This is a genomic window from Cohnella panacarvi Gsoil 349 (assembly GCF_000515335.1).
GTDB lineage: Bacteria > Bacillota > Bacilli > Paenibacillales > Paenibacillaceae > Cohnella > Cohnella panacarvi.
This window is the reverse complement of the sequence record NZ_KI911563.1, coordinates 2,278,337-2,295,724: the sequence shown is the minus strand read 5'-3', so window position 1 is coordinate 2,295,724 and position 17,388 is coordinate 2,278,337. Positions and strand designations below refer to the sequence as shown.

Sequence of the window (17,388 nt, the reverse complement as noted above, 5' to 3'; positions counted from 1 at the left end):
TATGACGAAGCAGAGAACGGTAACGCTATTGTGCTCCGGGTTCGGTCTCGGACTGTATGTGCCCGGTTTGCTGATCGCGAGACGACTTCAACGTCTGGGCGTGCGCGCGGACGTATGCGTGTTCGAGAACGTTATCCTGCCGGATAAGCTCGATCAAGTGCTGCGCAGCAAGCAGGCTTGCCATCGCAGCTTCCCGTTCGCGCAATTCTCGGCGAAGATGCCGATGGACATGACGAAGACCGTCGACGAAGAGACGATCGATGCGTTGCTGGGCGAGTGGGCCGCGGAAGGGCGACGCGATTTTCTCGTCTTCTCCGGCCACTGGCTGCACGTCGTGAACCGGTACCGGGACAAAGTGCACCCCGAGACGGTGAACGCGGAGATCGTCTACGTCGATTGCGGTCTGCCTCCTTCTTGGACAAGCTTGAAGCACTTCGAGCCGGATTATGCCGCGGGCTATCGCGAGACTTGGATTTACGATACGGAGAAGATGAAGCTCGCGACTCCGATTGCCGTTAACGACGCGCCGCCGATCCCTTATCGGGAGAGGGAGCCTCGGTTCGTCATCCATGGCGGCGGTTGGGGGATGGGAACTTATCAGAGCAAAATACCCGAATTGCGCGCGCAAGGCATTCCGCTGGACATCGTCGTGTACGAGACGGAAGAAGCGGCGGGCGGCGCTGCGGGAGACCGATTTTTCATGATGGATCCTTCTTGGTCGCCTTGGCGTCGCGACGAAGCGGGCGGCCACATATTCCCTCCCTTCGGAGAGGTCGTGCAGGGGAAGCCCGTCGCATTCGCTAGCCGGGAATCCCATCACGAGCTGTTCGACGTTACCGGGAAAACCCGAGGCATTATCGGCAAGCCGGGAGCGGGCACGATGATCGACTCGTTGGCTTCGGCGACGCCGCTTATCATGCTGGAGCCTTTCGGCGAGCACGAACGGAGGAATACCGAGATGTGGGCAACGCTCGGATTCGGCGTTCCATACGAGCAATGGAAGCAGGCGGATTACTCGCTGGGAATGCTGGAGCGCCTGCACGAGAATCTCATGGCCGCGAGAGGAGCGTACGCGGACTTCGCTGCCCAATATCGGTCCAATGTCGGATGACGAAGGGTGGGTATATGAGACATGACCGATGGGTAAGGAATCCGAACAAAGGAATTCTCATCGTCTACGAAGGCATAAGCGGATCGGGCAAAAGCGAAGGCATTGCCCAGTTGACGAAAGATCTCGTCTCCCAAGGCTATCCGGTATCCGTAGCCGAGTGGAATTCCAACCGATTCATCCGAGGCGTGATCGGCGTGATGCGCAGGCTTCGTCTGTTGACGCCGACCGTCTACAGCTTATGGCAATGGTTCAGCTTCCTCATCGATTACTGGTTCTTTATGGTTCCGAAGCTTAGACGGAATCGAATCGTCATCGCGGATCGGTACGTCTATACGGGAATGACCCGCGACGTCGTCAATGGCGCCGGGGCAAGGCTTAGCCGACTAGGGCGGTTCCGGGTACGGAAACCGGATATGGTCGTCTTCTTCGATACGCCGCCCGAGACATGCAACGAGCGCATTCAATCCCGGGGCAAAAGGCTATTTCATCCCGGAAGGCCCGTTCGTACAAACATGCGGTCGGCCGAACGGGATCTGCTGTATTTGACGCGAATGCGGGACGAATACGCGCGGATCTTCTCCGACAAGAGCTTGCTGCGGGATACGACGGTCTTATTCGTTCAGGATTCTTCGCGCAAGGCGAACGAAGTCGTGAAAGCCTATATTTCGCAAAGGACGGAAGCGGCGGCTTCGCGCCTATTTCAAGCGGACAACCGCACGAGGGGAGTGTAACGAAGGTGGATATTATCATTTCCGCAGCCGTGCATCGATCCGGTTCCACGCTGCTGCAGAGAATCGTCAACAGCCGCAAGGAAAATTTGATATGGGGCGAGCACCAGGGCGTCGTTACGAACTTCCTGGACATCTACAAGCAGGTTCGCACGTACTCTCTGGATTATCGCAAGGAACGGAACGCCTATTTCGGCAGCGACGAGAATCCGAACGTATGGACCGCGACGATGACGCCGGAGTTCCCGTTCGTGGAGCAAGGGGTCGTGGAATCCGTTCGAGCGTTCCTGAACGCGCTGTATTCGCAGTACCGGGATTCCCACGACACGATCGGGTTTAAGGAAGTGCGCTACGGGGAGCAGGAGCTGAAGCTGCTGCGCAAATGTTATCCCGAAGCGGAGTTTCTGCTGGTCGTCCGAAATCCGATCCATACCTGGCAAAGCTTGATGAACTGCCGGGGCTGGTATAAGGACGACGTCAGAACGACGGCTAACAAGTGGAATCACAATACGGGCGGCTATTTGGCTCTGGCGGGCAGCGATCCGAAGTCGCATCTGATCGTATACGAGAATCTCATTCGCAAGGACCCTGCCACATTGGATACGGTCGAAGCCTGCGCCAAAGTGCCAAGGCAGCAAATCCTCAACGTCATGAGTCACAAGGTCGGCAGCACGTCGAACGAATCGATATCGGACGAGGATCGGAACGTCATTCTCGAAATATGCGGAGAGCGCATGCGACAGTTGGGGTACCTGACTTCTGAGGGGGAGGAGGACCGCCATGAACCATCCTTCGGTCGTCTGGCAGTCGTCCAAGATTAACCGGGAAGATCGCTGCGTCTTGAATCAGCATCCGAGCTTCGTGCTCTGGTTCACCGGGCTGTCCGGAGCGGGCAAGTCGACGCTCGCTTACGAGTTGGAGCGAAAACTGCACGAAATGCATATCCGATCCTTCGTCCTCGACGGAGACAATCTTCGGCACGGCATCAACAGCAACCTCGGATTTTCCAGAGAGGAACGGCGCGAGAACATCCGCAGGGCGGGCGAAATATCGAAGCTGTTCGTGGAGGCGGGCATCGCGACGCTGGCTTCGTTCATCTCTCCTTTCCGCGAGGACAGGGAAGGCGTAAGGGCGCGGTTCGCTCCGCGAGAATTCATCGAGGTGTACGTGGAGTGCCCCATCGAGGAATGCGCCAGACGGGATCCGAAAGGCCATTACAAACGCGCGAAAGAAGGGACAATGAAGAACTTCACGGGCGTCGACAGCGACTACGAGCCGCCTTTAAGTCCGGAGATCGTGCTGCGGACGGACGAGCAAACCGTGGACCAATGCTGCGAAGCAATCGTTCTTTATTTGTCGGCCAGCGGTCTCATTCCGAGGAAGAAGGTGAGCGCGCTATGGGATTAAACGAGTATTTGGAGAACTTGGTCACCACGGTCCACTACCCGATCACGTTCGGAGCAACCGAGCCTGCGACGTTATCGAGATGGATGGTCAAGGCGGTGACGATTCCGAATGCGGGACCCTGGGGCACGAAGCCTTACTTGGGCGAGGACGGAAGAACGATATACGTGTATGAAACCTCGACATTGCCGGTCGAGAAATTGGAACAGAATTGGCGCCATTACAATTCGGACTTGATCGAGGTTCATCAAGATCCGAACAAGCCGGGCAAAATGTTCAATCCGGAGCCGGACAAGTGGTTGTATGCCGTATGCAACGTGTATGCGATGGAGGACAGCGAAGCGCTGATCAAAATTTTGACCTACATGCCGTCCCCGATCCGGTTGTGGATTAACGGCGAATTGGTGATCGCAGGCAACGAGGATTTCGTGGTGAAGGACTTGCTCGCGAGGGTGCGGTTCAAAGCGGGCAACAACGTCGTTCTGGCGGAACTTCCGCTGCGCTTGAGGGTATCCTTGACGACGCAGGAATTCATCGTCAAGCTCCAGCCGTTGCGCCGATTGCGGAGCGAATCCGCGAATTACGAGTTCATCGACCCGGAGCTGATCGATACGCTTGAGCGTTCCGCGTGGATCGCTCCGGAGAGAGTGAACGTCAAGGGCGGAGAGCAGCTTCGACTGATCGTGCTGTCGTCCTATCTTCGCGGGGAAGGCGGGCAGCCTGTCTTGGTGCGGCTCGAAAGCGCGGACGGCCGGACGCTGGCGACGGTTCGGACCGAGTCGGGCCAAGCGACAACGCTGCCGATCCCCGAAGCGGCAAGCGGCACGCTGCGCATCGTTGCCGAAGGATCGGAGGACGGCGCGGGCGTTCGCTGCAAACCCGTACATTTGTTGTGCGGGGACTTCGCGGAGGAACGGGACAGCCTGCTTCGCCAAGCGGCCGGCAGGCAAGACTTGCGAGAGGATATCATCTCTTCGATGCGACAAATGATGGAGCTGCCCCAGTCGTTCCAAGAGGTGAACCAATTGGTCCCTTACGAGGTGTACGACTCGCTGCTAGAGAGAATGGCGGAGTTCCGCGCAAGCATGAACGCTCCCGAGAGGCTATATCTTCGAACGTACTCGGAAGTATTCAAGGCCCGCTATGCCGTCTATCGCCTCAAAGACACGAAGGACGCGTCTATCGCTTACGTCGTCAATTTGCCGGAGCATTACGACCCGGACCGCAAGTACCCGCTAGTCGTCTATTTCCATGACGCCCAAGGACGCAACTTCCCCTCCGATCTGCCTTGGACGAAGCGTTTCTCGTTCACGGAAGCGATAATCGTGCAGATGGTGGGCATCGGCAGATTGAACTATACGGACGATATCGGGGTCATTCGCACGATCGGAGAGATCGTGCAGGAGCTGAATGCGGACCGCGACAGAATATACGGCATCGGATTTTGCACCGGCGCAATGAAAGCGTATCGGCTCGGCTTTATCGCGCCCGACTTGTTCGCGGGCATCGCGACGATAATCGGGGACGCAAGGATCGACGCGAATGAACCGCAGTACGAATGGTTCGACAACCTGGGCAATACGACCGTATACGGGCTTTGCAGCGACGAGAACTGGTTTTTCAACAGCGCGCGCAAGATCAACTTGCTCCAACGAATGAAGAAATCGCATATCAAGCTGTACGCCGGGTTTTTCCACAACGAATTCAACACGCTGCACAATTCCCGAACGCTGATGCGCCGGTTGGTCGCAACGGACAAGGAAAGATATCCTCGGGAGATCGACTTTATGGTGTTGGAGCCGTGCTTCTCCAAGTCCCATTGGCTTCGGGTGAAGCGCATTGTCGATTTGAAAGAGCGAGCGAACGTGAAAGCCAGGATACTCTCGCGGCAAGAAGTGGAGATTCGCGCCGATAATGTGAGCGAGCTGGAATTGCTGTTAAGTCCCGAGGAGATGGGGCTGGATTCGGAGATCACCCTGCTGGTGAACGGCAGGAGAGCGTCCGCGCGGTTGAGTCGGTATTCTCGGGCGACGTTATCGATCGGCGACGCTGCCGCTTCGCTGTCCGTATCGAATCTATCGAAGGAGGCTTTCATCGCCGCTTACGACGCCATCGGCGTCGATGAGACGCAGCTTGGAATCAAGCGGCTGTACACGGGGCCCTGCACGGTCGTGAAGCCTTCCGGACGCAGCCCGTTCACGACGAAGCTGTCGTACCTGCTGCAGAATCCGATTCGCGATCGGTATATATATTACAAATACGAGTCTTGCCGGGAGTCGGAGTTGAACTTAGAGCATACGAGCGAAAGCAACTATATCTTCATCGTCGATGCCCGTAGCCCGAGCGTGCAACAGCAAAGGCTGCTGGAGGCGATCGGACTAAAGCTTGAGCCCGAGCGGCTAACCTGGAAGGGGCAATCTTACGAGGGCGACTACTATGCCTTCATCGCTTGTCCGAATCCTTGGTTCGCGGACCGCCGGGTAATGGTCGCGGTATATAACAGCGACAAGCTGGACGGCGAAATCGTCGGACTCATGAATTCCTTCGATCGAAACCCGCTCTTCTATTATGACGCGATCGTGTATCATCATGGCCGTATTCAGGGGCTCCGCCATGAGGCGGAAAAGTCCGAATCTCTAGGAGGGGTCGTATGAACGACGTTGATTACCGGTCGCTGGCCGAGCAGTACGGAACACCCTTATACGTCTACCAAGGCGACAAAATCGAGAGTCGATACCGGCTATTGCGCAGCTGTCTGCCGGAGACGTTCGAGGTGTTCTATTCGGTGAAGTGCAATCCGCTGCTCGGCGTCTGCCAGTTGTTCCGCGAGCTGGGAAGCGGCATCGAAGTCGCTTCTCTCGGAGAGCTGCGCATGGCGCTGCAAGCGGGCTTCAAGCCCGGAGACATCATCTTTACGAGTCCGGGGAAATCGATGGAGGAGCTGGAAGCCGCGATCGATTGCGGCATTTACAGCATTAACGTCGAATCCGTTGAGGAAGCGCGGCGGATTAACGCGATCGCCATGCGAAGGAACGCTCTCGCGAAAATTTCGGTGCGGATCAATCCGAACTTCAACTTCTCCGGCGCCGGAATGAAAATGACGGGAGTACCGACGCAGTTCGGCATCGACCAATCGGAAATGGCCGAGGCGATGGACGAGATTCTATCTCTCCCCTACGTATCCTTAATCGGAATTCACGTATTTTCCGGTACGCAGATGCTGAATGCCGATCTCATCGTCCGTAATCTGGCCGAAGTGATGAAGCTCGCCGTGGAATTATCGGAGGCGCACGATTTGGCGTTGCAATTCCTCGATTTGGGCGGAGGGTTCGGCGTTCCGTATTTTCAGAGAGAACAGGAATTGGATACGGACAAGCTGCGCCTCGGTTTATCGGAGCTGTGGGAGCAGTACGGCGAGAAGCTGCGGGGCGTCCGCATCGGCGTCGAGAGCGGGCGGTTCCTGCTGGCCGAGTCCGGCGTATTCCTGACCAAGGTGTTATACGTCAAGGATTGCAAAGGGGCGAAATACGTCGTATGCGACGGGGGCTCCAATCAGCACGCGTCTTCTGCTTTCCTGGGCAGGTACGTAAGGAACAACTTTCCTATGCGCTTGCACGGCAAGGACGGGGAAGAGACGGAGGAAGCGAACGTCGTCGGTTCGCTCTGTACGCCGACCGACGTGATCGGGCAGAAGGTCCGGCTTGCGAAGGCGGAGGCGGGAGATCTTCTCGTCGTGGAGAAATCGGGAGCGTACGGGTTGACCCATAGTCCGGTGCTGTTCTTAAGTCACGCCCTTCCGGCTGAAATCATGATCTATCGGGACGAAGTTCACGTTCTGCGCGAAAGGGGGAAAGCGGAGGATTGCCTCCATGGGCAGCGTTCGCTGCTTACGGGAAGGTCCGTCCGCGACGAGTATGTCTACTCCATTTAATTTAGTCGCCCGGTTGACGGAAGAGCGCGATCGCGGCGCGATCGTGTGGCTGCTCAATATCGGGGCCGAAAAATATTGGAATCCGGTGCAGCCGGGCGTCGTCGACCGCGGCGAAGATCGGATCGTGGGCCGGGTAGAGGAGATGAACCTGCTGCTATGCCGCGAGCAGGACATTCTGATCCTGCGGGAGATGCCGGACCCGTATTACCTGGACAAGCTGCGGGAGTGGGGATTCTCGATTCCGCGGCGGATCCGGGTCCCTAGGCAATCCGATTCTTGGACGCCGATCTCGGAATTGGTGTTGCGGGACGTGGATCTCTTAACGGAGCTGGCGAAGGTTGCCGAAGCGAACGATGACGTCTGGTTCGTTCCGTATGCGGTGACCCGATTGGAGGAGCAGATTGCCGCGAGATGCGGGCTGCGTCTTGCGGCGGCGCCATCCGGCGTGAACGCGGCGGTCAACGACAAGATTGCCAATCGGGAAATCGCGGTGGCGTTGGAGCTGCCCGTATGCCAAGGGCGCGTATGCGGCTCCGCCGAAGAAATCGGTCAAGCGTACGCGGAGTTGACGGAGCAGCCTCCTTACTTCGACAGGGTCATCATTAAAGAACCGTTCGGCGCGTCGGGCAAAGGGTTATATATCGTAGACGGCCCGGACAAGCTGAGGCCGATCCTGCTGCGGGTTTCCAGATTCGCCAAGAGCAATCCGCAAGCGCAATGGCTGGTGGAAGGCTGGTACGATAAGCAGGCCGACATCAACTACCAGCTGTACGTGTCGGAGGACGGCAAAGTCGATGTTTTTTCCATTAAGCAGCAGGTGTTGAGGGATACCGTGTATATCGGCTCGAGGATGCCGGTGGAGTTGGGAGCGGACGCGATCGACCGTTATCGGGAGTTCGGGGAGGCGATCGGGAAGCATTTGCACGCCATCGGCTTTACCGGAGTCGCCGGCATCGATTCGATCATTACTCGGGATGGGGGAGTCATCCCGATTATCGAGATCAACGGCCGATTCACGCTATCTACTTATATCTCGTTTCTGGAGCGCGTAATCGGGGATGCGAAAGTGTTCTCTCGGTACTTCAAGGTCGCGACGGACGAACCGGTCGACTTTCGCGCGGTTTGCGAGGAGTTGGAACGGGAGCGGTTATTGTACAGTCGGGATACGGGAGAAGGCGTCCTCGTCTATACGTCAGGCACGCTGCCGACGGTCAAGGACGAGAGCAGCGGCAAGTATCCGGGGCGTGTCTTTACCTTAATCGTCGCCCGCGATTGGGAGCGGGTGGAGGAGATCGGCTCGAGATTGGAGTCGTTGCTGGATAGCTGGCAATATCAATTAACCTAGTCCGCCGAGGACTAGGTTTTTTTGCGGTTGTTGTAGCTGTTGTTATTGTAGTTATTGTTGTAGTTGCAGTTGTTATTGTTATTGTTATTGTATTTGTTGTTGTTGTTATCGTAGTTATTGTTGTAGTTGCAGTTGTTGTTGTTGGCGGACTTCCGGTTAACGTGACGATTTATCTGCACCGAATGCAGTTCCAGGGATACATGAACAATCTCTAAAACGACTAGATGCACGGAGTACCGTTAGTTCGAGGACAATAGGGCTTTGGAAGATATTTTGGGTAACTAGCTGTACCTCGTGCAGGTAAATTGCCGGAAATGATCCAAATGCAGCGGACTAACTGTACTTCATACAGGCGTTGGAATCGATGCCGGCGGCAGGCAATCATGCATCGAGTTGCCCTAACCGGAGATGAGCAGCGTCGTCTTGCCGCGGCAGCAGCACGAGAGCTAAGTGCAAGCTTCTCGCTATGAGTTCGGCCATTCGGGTGACGAGATACAGGCGCGTGCTCTGCAGCAAGGCCAGTTCCATGAAGCCGCCGACGTTGACGACGCCCGACAGATGGATGTCGCCGACCGGGGGGAGCTTCTTGCCGACGCCGGACCCCGGATGCAAGGGGCCTTCCCCGAGAAGAATACTGCCGACGTTGGCGGAGTTGCCGAGGCAGGCGTCGACTCCGATAATAAACGGATTACGGGTCGTCCAATAGAGCCGTTCCATCGTTTCATCGAGATTCATCGCATGCACGGGGTCTTCCAGCGTGCCGTATACGTCGAATATGGAGCTATGGAATTTGCGCAACGCCGACCCGACAAGAGGTCCGAGCGAGTCGCCGGTCGACCGGTCGGTGCCGATGCAGACGATGGCGACCCGCATGTCCGACGGCAGCAGCTTGAAGTAGTCGCGCAATTGAACGGCGAGCTTGACGCTGGCGCCCGGATCGGTTACCGCGATCCGGAAAGGCCACTGAATAGAACGCTCCACGGCATCACTTCCCAAACATAATGTATCGCTATTGTTCGATGATACATTATGTATCAAGAAAAGGTTGTCGGAATATGCGAGGCTCGATAAAAATAAATGGTATATCGCCTCCGTACCGCGTGAAGCCCGGATATAGTCGTCCAAACCGGCTAATTCCCGCCCAAGTCCGCCATCTGCTCCGAGTCAGTCGCCCAACCCGGCTAATTCCCGCGAAGTCTCGCCTCCCGCTAGCCCGAATCATTATCGCTTTGTTGTCATTTCTCGGGCTTGAAGGTAAATTGAATAGTATATTCATCAGCGCAATGAAGGAGCAGGAGAATGATGAAGGAGATTCATAGTAAGGATTTAGCCGAGGCGCTGGCCGCGTATCGCGGTCAAGAAGCCTATATTCATAGCGAAGCGACGTCGTTCGTGTTCGCGCGCAACTTCCGCATTCGGATTACGGATACGGCGGTGGCGGGCGAGGGACCGTATCGCGTCGGGATTCGGTTCGAAGGTCAAGGATGGATTCGGGCGGAAGCGCTCACCCACTACGAGATTGACGAGCAAGGAAGGCTGCTGCTGGCGGGGCATGACGAGCAAGGGCGCATGCACGTCGCGTTGGAGTTGGGAAAGGAGCCGTTCCCGGAATGAGCAGAAAACTATTGGCGGTATTCGCGCACCCCGACGACGAGTCGTTCATCTGCGGGGGAACGCTGGCGAAATACGCGAGCGAAGGCGTGGACATCACGCTGGTCAGCGCGACGCGCGGAGAGATGGGGAGACGGATGGGCAATCCTCCGTACGTCACCCGGGAGACGATGCCGATCGTGCGGGAGAGAGAATTGAGAGAAGCGTGCGAAGCGCTCGGCATTAACCGGCTGATCTTCTTCGACATTCGCGATAAAACGGTAGAGTTCATCGATTCCGAACTGCTGATCGCCAGGATTGCATCGCTGATCGACGAAATCCGGCCCGACGTCGTACTGACGTTCCATGAGACGCTGGGCGGGCACCCCGACCACTGCGCTATCGGCCAAGCGACGACGATCGCGCACGAGCGAACGAAGGAACGCAGCGGAGCCGAACTGTTCTTCATCACGTTCAGCGATAAGCTGGCGAATGCGGAACGCTTCGGTTATACGTACCCGAATCCGATCGTCCGGGTCGATATCTCGAAGCACCATAAAGCGAAGTTAGCCGCGTTCCGCGCGCATCGCTGCCAGACGGAGATCGATCCGTGGGTGTGGGCGCCGGACCGGCAAGCCCTGTCTAGATTCAACAAGTACGAGTATTTCATCGCGGGCAACAAAAAGTCCCCGCCGCATCCGGGCGAGGACTTGTTCCCTCCGTCCAAGCGTTAAGGCGCTTCGCTTAACGCTTCGAACGCGAGCATCGAGAGCACGGTATTGTCCATCGGAGGATTGTGCAAGCCGGCGCGAACGTCGCGGTAGTAACGTTCGAGCGGCGAGCTCTTCGCCAGGCTGGAGCCCCCGACGACGCGCATCGCCAGATCGACGACCTTAAGGGCGTTATTCGTGGCGACGTATTTCGCCAAGCCGAGCTCGGCCTTCAAGCCGGGGCGGTCCTCCGCCTTGCTATTGTCCCAACGGTCCGCAGCCGCATAGAGCAGGCAGCGGGCCGTTCTAATGTCCGCTTCCATCTGTCCGATCGACTGCTGGACGAGCGGAAGATCCGCGATCGACCCTTGCAGATGGTTCGGCCGGTGCGACTTCGCGAATCGCGCCGCGTAATCCCGCGCGGCGATCGAGATGCCGACGTAGCACGCCGGAATGTGCAGCAGCCATCCTCCTCCGTCATCGATTCCTTTGCCGTTCAGTCTTGCATTCTCGGCTGCAAGCGCGCCATGCAGCAAGACGTCGTGGCTGCCTGTCGCGCGCATGCCGATCGTGTCCCACGTCTCGACGACCGTCACCCGATCGGTTTTCCTCACGAGAAACTCGGCCGTGCAATCTTCTTCCGGCAAGTAGGCGGACACGACGAACCGGTCGAGGATCGGCGAGAGCGTGCTGAACGTCTTGCGTCCCGTAATTCGCCAGCCCTCCTTGTCCCGAACCGCCGTCGTCTCCGGTTTGCCCCCGCGGCTCGGGCTGCCCGAAGCGACTTCGCTGGCGAACGTGTTGATCATAACCCCGTCCCGAACGACGTCGCGGCACAGCTCCGCGAACAGCTCCTCCGGCCACTTGCCGCACTCGCGAAAATGCAGCATTTGCCCCAGATGCCAACCGACCGCAAGCGCGGTCGAACCGTCCCCGTAAGCGAGCCGTTCCTGCAACTGCACCATCTCGTATAGGGATAACTCGTCGCCGCCGAATGCACGAGGGACCGTAAGCTTCATATATCCGGCTTCGCGAAGCTCGGCGAAGTTCTCGAAGGGAAACGAACCCTCCCTGTCGTGAGCGGCGGCGCGCTCCGAGAATCGCTTAGCCAGCTCCTCGACTTGGAGTACCCTCTCCCGCTGCGCGTCATTGCGTATATAATGATCGATCATCCGTTGCATGACGTACCTCCGTTCCTTGTGTCATTTTCTATTATTGAAATAATCACCCCCCGAGTCAACTTCGGGAAGGCAAATTGACTATCCCGATCCCCGATGCTTACAATGGCAATAGCCCATCGTACGAGCGTTGGCGAAAGGGGGCCGAATCGATGACGTCTACCGGGTTAGTGCTGGAAGGCGGAGGCATGCGCGGGGTCTACACGGCCGGCGTGCTGGAATATTTCTCGGAGCAGGGGCTTTATTATCCGTATATTGTCGGCGTATCCGCGGGGGCTTGCATGGCGGCCAGCTACTTGTCCAGGCAACGCGGCCGCAACCGAATCGTCAATGTCGACTGGGTCAAGGACCCTCGCTATATCTCTTGGAAGAACTATTGGCGCAAAAGGCAGCTATTCGGAATGGACTTCATCTTCGACGAAATCCCGAACGCGCTCGTCCCGTTCGATTACGATACTTTCCGGAAGAGCCAAGAAGAGCTTGTCATCGGAACGACGGATTGCCATACCGGCGAAACCGTCTACTATCGCAAGAGCGAGCCCGGCTTCGATCTGCTGCGCGTGCTGCGCGCGTCCAGCTCGCTGCCCTTCATCGCCCCCATCGTAGAGTACGGCGGCCGGGAATTGCTGGACGGCGGCATCTCGGATCCTATACCGCTGCGCCAAGCGGAGAGGGACGGATGCAAGCGCAACGTCGTCATTCTTACCCGCAATTCCGATTACCGTAAATCCCGCAACCGGTTCACTTGGTTGATCCGCCGCGCCTACGGCCGATATCCGGACTTCGTCGCCACGATGATGCGCAGGCACGAGATCTACAACGAGACGTTAAGCTATATCGACGAGCAGGAACGAAGCGGCCATACGTTCGTCATTCGTCCGCAGTTGCCGCTGACGGTCGGACGAATGGAACGCGATCCGGTTAAGCTTGATGCGCTGTATTTGCAGGGGTATAAGGATGCGGAGCGAATGATGCCGGCATTGCGGAAGTGGATGGAAGCGCAACGATAGATAATGCCAAGAAGAAAGCAGCCCTGCCGGAGACGGCAGGGCTGCAGTTTTGCGGGCAGACGCTAGACGTCTAATCCCTTGCCGCCGACGGGGCGGAGACGGACCGGCTCGATGGCCGCGATTAACGGCCGAGCGCGCTGGATGACTGCCAGCACCTCCTCGTCCTTGAGGGAATTCGCGTGGGCTTCGGCATCGCGCCACAGCTCCGTGATCCAAATCGCATCCGGATCGTCAACGGATTCGTTGATGATATAGTGATGGCATCCCTCCATATGTTCCAAGTTTCGAGAAGCTTCTAATAGGACGGACAGGAGCTCCTCTCTTTGCCCCGGGTGAGCCGTCAACTTGCCGAACATCGTAAATTTACTCACGATCGCGACCATCCTTTCCTATGTTCTGCGGTTGATCCGCTTTATTCCGCATCGCTTCATAATGCTCCTGCATGCCCCGGGTGACTTCCGTCATACGTTCGATGAGCATGCGGGGCTCGACAATTTCGAGAGACTTTCCGTAAGGGAGAAGGAAGTACGGCACGTACGTCTTCAGCGATTGTTCTCCTAGATTGAATACGGCTTCCCCGGGAACCTCGCGTTCGATTAGCGCATGGCCGAATAGCCAATGCCTGCACAGCTCGTTAAGCGCGTGCTCGTGTCCCCGAAGTCTGACGGCGATCAGCTTCTCGGCGTCAAGCGAATCCGGGAGCAAGGAACGCAGGAGGAAGTCTCTTGCGGAAAAGGCAGCCGGGCGCTCGAATCGGGTATTCGCCGGCTCTAAACGGACGATGCGATCCGCGCGGAAGCTCCGAATCGCTTGCCGCGTATGACAGTACCCGACGACGTACCAGATTCCTTTCCAATGAACGATCCCGTAGGGATCGAGGACGCGACATGCGGCGTTCGTCTCGGGCGATCCCTTGGAATAGGCCATGTTCAGCGATACGCCTTCGGCTGCGGCATCCTCCAGCAGTCTGAGCAGCTCGCGCTCCTTCGCGTTCGTGGGCGTCTGAATGACGGCAAGCCCGCCGCTATGCCGATTGATCCATTCCAACTGCTCGTCGTTCGTGTACCGCTTCAGCTTCTCTACCGCCCGGACGAGCGCATCCGTGAACGGATAACCCGCTTCCTTGGCGAATACCGACGCGTGCACGAGCGCTTTCTGCTCCTCGGAATCGAAGAGCAGGGGAGAGTCGACGAACTCGCCGTACAACCGGTAACCGCCGTTCGGTCCGGCGTCGGCGATGATCGGGGCTCCGCTGGCGCACAGCGAGTCGATGCATCGGTATACGGTGCGGACGTGGATTTCCAATTTGTCCGCGAGCTGTTGCGCCGTTACCCGTTTCCCCGAACGAAGCAGCCATAGAATGGTCAGCATATTGTCAGCTTTGGACATGCCGCTTCTCACATCCCGTAAATCAGATTAAAGGCGAGGCGTCAATCCTTGGTCGACCCACGATTCGTAAGTCGGGCCGTACACATCGGGCACCCGAAGGCCGGCCTGGCGCATGAGCACGGTCATCTGCCCGCGATGATGCGCTTGGTGCATGAGCGTGAACCGCAAGGAAGCTCCGTTCGGCCAAGCTTCGCCGAGAATCGCGACAGTCTCGGCCAGTTTCGCGTCGTTCCACTGCGTTCGAACGGCATGCAGTAAATCCCGGCTGATCCTGTGATACTCAGACGCGATCATCACGGCGGAAGACGGGGCTTCTTCGCCTCCGGCGGGTGCATCGAATTCAAGCCCCAGATTCGTCATGAAGTGAAGCGAGCGCGCCAGATGCCAGGCGATCTGTCCCAGCGTACGCCGGCCATCGCTGACCGCTTGCTTCAGCGAATCGTCCGATAATGCACGCAGCACGTTCTCGGTTATTTCCACTTCTTTAGTCCATTCTGCCGCAAAGTCCTCGATTTTGGCAAACATATTCCATCCTCCGATACTAGTTGGATTGGTTGGTTAAAGCAAGATCAGCATACACAACAAACACTGACAGATACGGTCAGTGTTTGCCGTCTTCTTGTTTTTGCCGCGGCTTACGTTCATAATTTCAGTCAAATCGAGGAAAACGAGGCCGAGTCGCACAATGACGATTATTCGAACGCTGACGCTGGGAATGGGCTGCTTCTGGAGTCCCGAAGCGTTATTCGGGGCAATACCCGGAGTTATACGGACGCGCGTCGGTTATGCAGGCGGCACGACGGCTCGTCCGACGTACCGCGAGATGGGGGATCATTCCGAGGTCGTTCAATTGGATTTCGACGAGGAGCTTCTATCGTACGAGCAGCTGCTGGAGACGTTCTGGACGAACCATAACCCCGTTAATATTAACGGTTATAAAGGGAGGCAGTATCAATCGATGCTGCTCTATCGCGACGAGGATCAACAAGAAGTCTTTCATCGCGTGAAGCAACGGATGGAAGAGGGCAAGGGAATCCTTGAGACCGAGATTTCGCCCTACACCCTACTTTACCTAGCCGAGGCCAGACACCAGAAGTATTACTTGCGCAGGTTCCCGAATGCCCTAGCGAAGCTCGGCGAACTCTATTCGTCCGAAGAAGAGTTGATGAACGCCACTTTAGCCGCGCGGCTGAACGGATTGGCCAAAGGCTATACGAATCTGGGACGCATCGTGGACGAGATCGGCCGGTGGTGGGTGAGCGATAGCGAGCGGGCGGAGACGATCCGGCTGATTCGGGAGATTCGCTGGTAAATTTTGCGTGCCGATAGATGTCAATCGCCTCTTTAATGTGGTAGATTATTCTATAAAAATAAACGGGGGGCGACGAGATGAGAACATTATACGTGTCCGACATGGACGGTACGCTGTTGAACGACGAGCAGCGGGTTAACCCGGAATCGGTTCGCATCCTCAATGGGCTGATCGACAAGGGATTGCAGTTCACGGTCGCGACCGCTCGGTCCTACGAGTCCGCGACCAGGCTCCTCGCCGGGCTTAACCTGCATTTGCCGGGAATATTCATCAACGGCGTATTTATCGCCGATCCGCATAGCGGGCGAATCATCGAATCGCATTACTTATCGAATGAGTTAGGTCAGGAAATCGTCGGGCTGTATTTGCAAGCAGGGCTCAACCCCGTCGTCTACACGATCAACGACGAAGGGCAATCGCGAGTCTATTATCGCGGCGTACATAACCCGAGCGAGGACTATTATTTCGGCGACCGGCTCCAGACGGAGAGCGAGCGATTCCGCCTCGTCGACGATTATACGGAATGCCTGAAAGAGAAGCTGATCGCGGTGAACGCCATCGAGACGCCGGATCGTCTGCAAGCGGTCTACGAGGTGCTCGACAAGCGGGAAGGCTGCATCTGCCATTTCGGGCCGGATATTTACGCGCCGGGTTATCATTGGCTCGAAGTGTCTAGCGACCAAGCAACGAAACGCAAAGGGACGCAGAGGCTGAAGGAGTTGCTGAGCTTCGACAAGCTCGTCTGCTTCGGGGACAACTTGAACGACCTGTCGATGTTCGAGGGAGCCGACGAATGTTACGCGGTCAGCAACGCGCACGAGTCGGTCAAGCAGATTGCCACGGGAATCATCGATAGCAACAATAACGACGGCGTCGCTAGATTTTTGGCGGAGCATGGGCAGAAGAGTGCCGGGGGGGTCGCCATATGGGTGCCGGAAAAGAAGTAGAGGAGTTTTCGATCAACGCTTGGCCATCTCTGCAGACGGTGTTGTTGGACGGATGGCTGCTGCGGTTCGCGGACGGATATACGTGGCGTTCGAATTCGGTCAGCGCGCTCTACGAAGGGGGCGAGCGGACGCTGGAAGACAAGATCGCGCTATGCGAAGCGATCTACGCGGACGCGGGACAGCCGGCGATTTTCAAGATCACGCCTTTCATCCACCCTCGGTTGGACAGCCTTCTCGGAGAACGCGGCTACGAGTCGGTAGAGCATTCGCTCGTGATGGAACTGGAGGATTTGTCCGCGGTTCCCGAGCCGTCGCGCTATGACATCCGGATCGACCCGTCGGTCAATCAAGCTTGGATCGATCGGCTGATCTCGATGAACGGAGTGTCCGAGAAGAACGGCCGCGCGACGATGAAGATGTTCGAGAGACCGCTCATGAGGACGGGATTCTTCACGCTCTATGACGGAGAGACGGCAATCGCTTGCGGAATCGGCGTCGCGAACGACGAGTACGTCGGGCTGTTCGACATCGTCACCCATCCCGCGCATCGCGGCAAGGGAGCGGGAGAGCAGTTGCTTCGGTATATCTTGAAGTGGGCGAGAGAAGGCGGGACGAAGAAAAGCTGCCTGATGGTGCTTCGCGACAACCCGCCCGCCAACCGGCTGTACGAGAAGTTGAATTATCGCACGATCTACGAGTACTCTTATCGTTCACGCACTAGTAAATAGAACGA

General features: G+C 57.1%; 19 protein-coding genes. 13 read left to right on the top strand and 6 right to left on the bottom strand.

The genetic code is table 11. From position 1 onward, the window contains the following. Position 1 precedes the first annotated feature (1 nt). The 7 genes from COHPA_RS0110985 to COHPA_RS0110955 are packed head-to-tail and all read left to right on the top strand — an operon-like array spanning position 2 to position 8,519. Positions 2-1,111 (top strand): hypothetical protein, encoded by a 1,110-nt coding sequence (locus COHPA_RS0110985; RefSeq protein WP_027086223.1) that lies wholly within the window; start codon positions 2-4, stop codon positions 1,109-1,111. A 14-nt stretch (positions 1,112-1,125) separates the two neighbouring features. After that, a complete protein-coding gene (locus COHPA_RS0110980; protein ID WP_027086222.1) occupies positions 1,126-1,842 on the top strand; it encodes a dTMP kinase in 717 nt (238 codons plus the stop codon). A 5-nt stretch (positions 1,843-1,847) separates the two neighbouring features. Continuing rightward, positions 1,848-2,660 (top strand): sulfotransferase, encoded by an 813-nt coding sequence (locus COHPA_RS0110975; RefSeq protein ID WP_027086221.1) that lies wholly within the window; start codon positions 1,848-1,850, stop codon positions 2,658-2,660. After that, complete coding sequence (cysC, locus tag COHPA_RS0110970; RefSeq protein ID WP_027086220.1) at positions 2,620-3,246, top strand: adenylyl-sulfate kinase; 627 nt, start codon at positions 2,620-2,622, stop codon at positions 3,244-3,246. The genes COHPA_RS0110975 and cysC overlap by 41 nt, the downstream gene beginning before the upstream one ends. Beyond that, positions 3,237-5,897 (top strand): hypothetical protein, encoded by a 2,661-nt coding sequence (locus tag COHPA_RS0110965; protein ID WP_027086219.1) that lies wholly within the window; start codon positions 3,237-3,239, stop codon positions 5,895-5,897. The genes cysC and COHPA_RS0110965 overlap by 10 nt, the downstream gene beginning before the upstream one ends. Next, positions 5,894-7,174 (top strand): diaminopimelate decarboxylase, encoded by a 1,281-nt coding sequence (gene lysA, locus COHPA_RS0110960; protein WP_027086218.1) that lies wholly within the window; start codon positions 5,894-5,896, stop codon positions 7,172-7,174. Before COHPA_RS0110965 ends, lysA begins: the two co-directional genes overlap by 4 nt. Then, positions 7,113-8,519, top strand: coding sequence for a peptide ligase PGM1-related protein (locus COHPA_RS0110955; protein WP_027086217.1), 1,407 nt, complete (start codon positions 7,113-7,115; stop codon positions 8,517-8,519). The genes lysA and COHPA_RS0110955 overlap by 62 nt, the downstream gene beginning before the upstream one ends. Positions 8,520-8,530: 11 nt before the next feature. On the opposite strand, the gene COHPA_RS25960 is transcribed toward COHPA_RS0110955, so the two are convergent. Beyond that, the gene (locus tag COHPA_RS25960; protein WP_211237873.1) at positions 8,531-8,698 is read right to left on the bottom strand and encodes a hypothetical protein; all 168 of its coding nucleotides are present in this window, start codon (positions 8,696-8,698) and stop codon (positions 8,531-8,533) included. A 202-nt stretch (positions 8,699-8,900) separates the two neighbouring features. Then, positions 8,901-9,500 (bottom strand): spore protease YyaC, encoded by a 600-nt coding sequence (yyaC, locus tag COHPA_RS0110945; protein ID WP_027086216.1) that lies wholly within the window; start codon positions 9,498-9,500, stop codon positions 8,901-8,903. A 321-nt stretch (positions 9,501-9,821) separates the two neighbouring features. Between yyaC and COHPA_RS0110940 the strand changes: the two genes are divergently transcribed. Next, positions 9,822-10,133, top strand: coding sequence for a DUF1806 family protein (locus tag COHPA_RS0110940; RefSeq protein WP_035120635.1), 312 nt, complete (start codon positions 9,822-9,824; stop codon positions 10,131-10,133). Then, positions 10,130-10,843: a PIG-L family deacetylase gene (locus tag COHPA_RS0110935; RefSeq protein WP_027086214.1), complete on the top strand. Its 714-nt coding sequence runs from the start codon at positions 10,130-10,132 to the stop codon at positions 10,841-10,843. Before COHPA_RS0110940 ends, COHPA_RS0110935 begins: the two co-directional genes overlap by 4 nt. On the opposite strand, the gene COHPA_RS0110930 is transcribed toward COHPA_RS0110935, so the two are convergent. Beyond that, positions 10,840-12,000 carry an acyl-CoA dehydrogenase family protein gene (locus COHPA_RS0110930; RefSeq protein WP_027086213.1) on the bottom strand — a complete coding sequence of 387 codons (1,161 nt, stop codon included), beginning with the start codon at positions 11,998-12,000 and terminating at the stop codon, positions 10,840-10,842. The two genes, COHPA_RS0110935 and COHPA_RS0110930, sit on opposite strands and share 4 nt — an antisense overlap. Before the next feature lie 149 nt (positions 12,001-12,149). On the opposite strand from COHPA_RS0110930, the gene COHPA_RS0110925 reads away from it, so the two are divergent. Continuing rightward, on the top strand, positions 12,150-13,007 hold the full coding sequence (locus COHPA_RS0110925; RefSeq protein WP_027086212.1) for a patatin-like phospholipase family protein: 858 nt from the start codon (positions 12,150-12,152) through the stop codon (positions 13,005-13,007). 62 nt (positions 13,008-13,069) lie between these two features. Here COHPA_RS0110925 and COHPA_RS0110920 read toward each other — a convergent pair whose 3' ends face one another. Genes COHPA_RS0110920 through COHPA_RS0110910 form a run of 3 tightly spaced genes read right to left on the bottom strand, consistent with a single transcriptional unit; the run spans position 13,070 to position 14,921 of the window. Next, a complete protein-coding gene (locus COHPA_RS0110920; protein ID WP_035120630.1) occupies positions 13,070-13,378 on the bottom strand; it encodes a putative quinol monooxygenase in 309 nt (102 codons plus the stop codon). After that, on the bottom strand, positions 13,371-14,396 hold the full coding sequence (locus COHPA_RS0110915; RefSeq protein ID WP_027086210.1) for a helix-turn-helix transcriptional regulator: 1,026 nt from the start codon (positions 14,394-14,396) through the stop codon (positions 13,371-13,373). The genes COHPA_RS0110920 and COHPA_RS0110915 overlap by 8 nt, the downstream gene beginning before the upstream one ends. Positions 14,397-14,423: 27 nt before the next feature. Then, positions 14,424-14,921 (bottom strand): DinB family protein, encoded by a 498-nt coding sequence (locus COHPA_RS0110910; RefSeq protein WP_027086209.1) that lies wholly within the window; start codon positions 14,919-14,921, stop codon positions 14,424-14,426. Between the two features lie 160 nt (positions 14,922-15,081). Between COHPA_RS0110910 and msrA the strand changes: the two genes are divergently transcribed. From msrA to COHPA_RS0110895, 3 genes are all read left to right on the top strand, one after another. Further along, entirely contained in the window at positions 15,082-15,708 is a 627-nt protein-coding gene (gene msrA, locus COHPA_RS0110905) for a peptide-methionine (S)-S-oxide reductase MsrA (protein WP_027086208.1), read from the top strand. 77 nt (positions 15,709-15,785) lie between these two features. After that, positions 15,786-16,655, top strand: a complete 870-nt coding sequence (locus COHPA_RS0110900; RefSeq protein WP_027086207.1) for an HAD family hydrolase — start codon at positions 15,786-15,788, stop codon at positions 16,653-16,655. Next, entirely contained in the window at positions 16,634-17,383 is a 750-nt protein-coding gene (locus COHPA_RS0110895) for a GNAT family N-acetyltransferase (protein WP_027086206.1), read from the top strand. Before COHPA_RS0110900 ends, COHPA_RS0110895 begins: the two co-directional genes overlap by 22 nt. Positions 17,384-17,388: the final 5 nt, after the last annotated feature.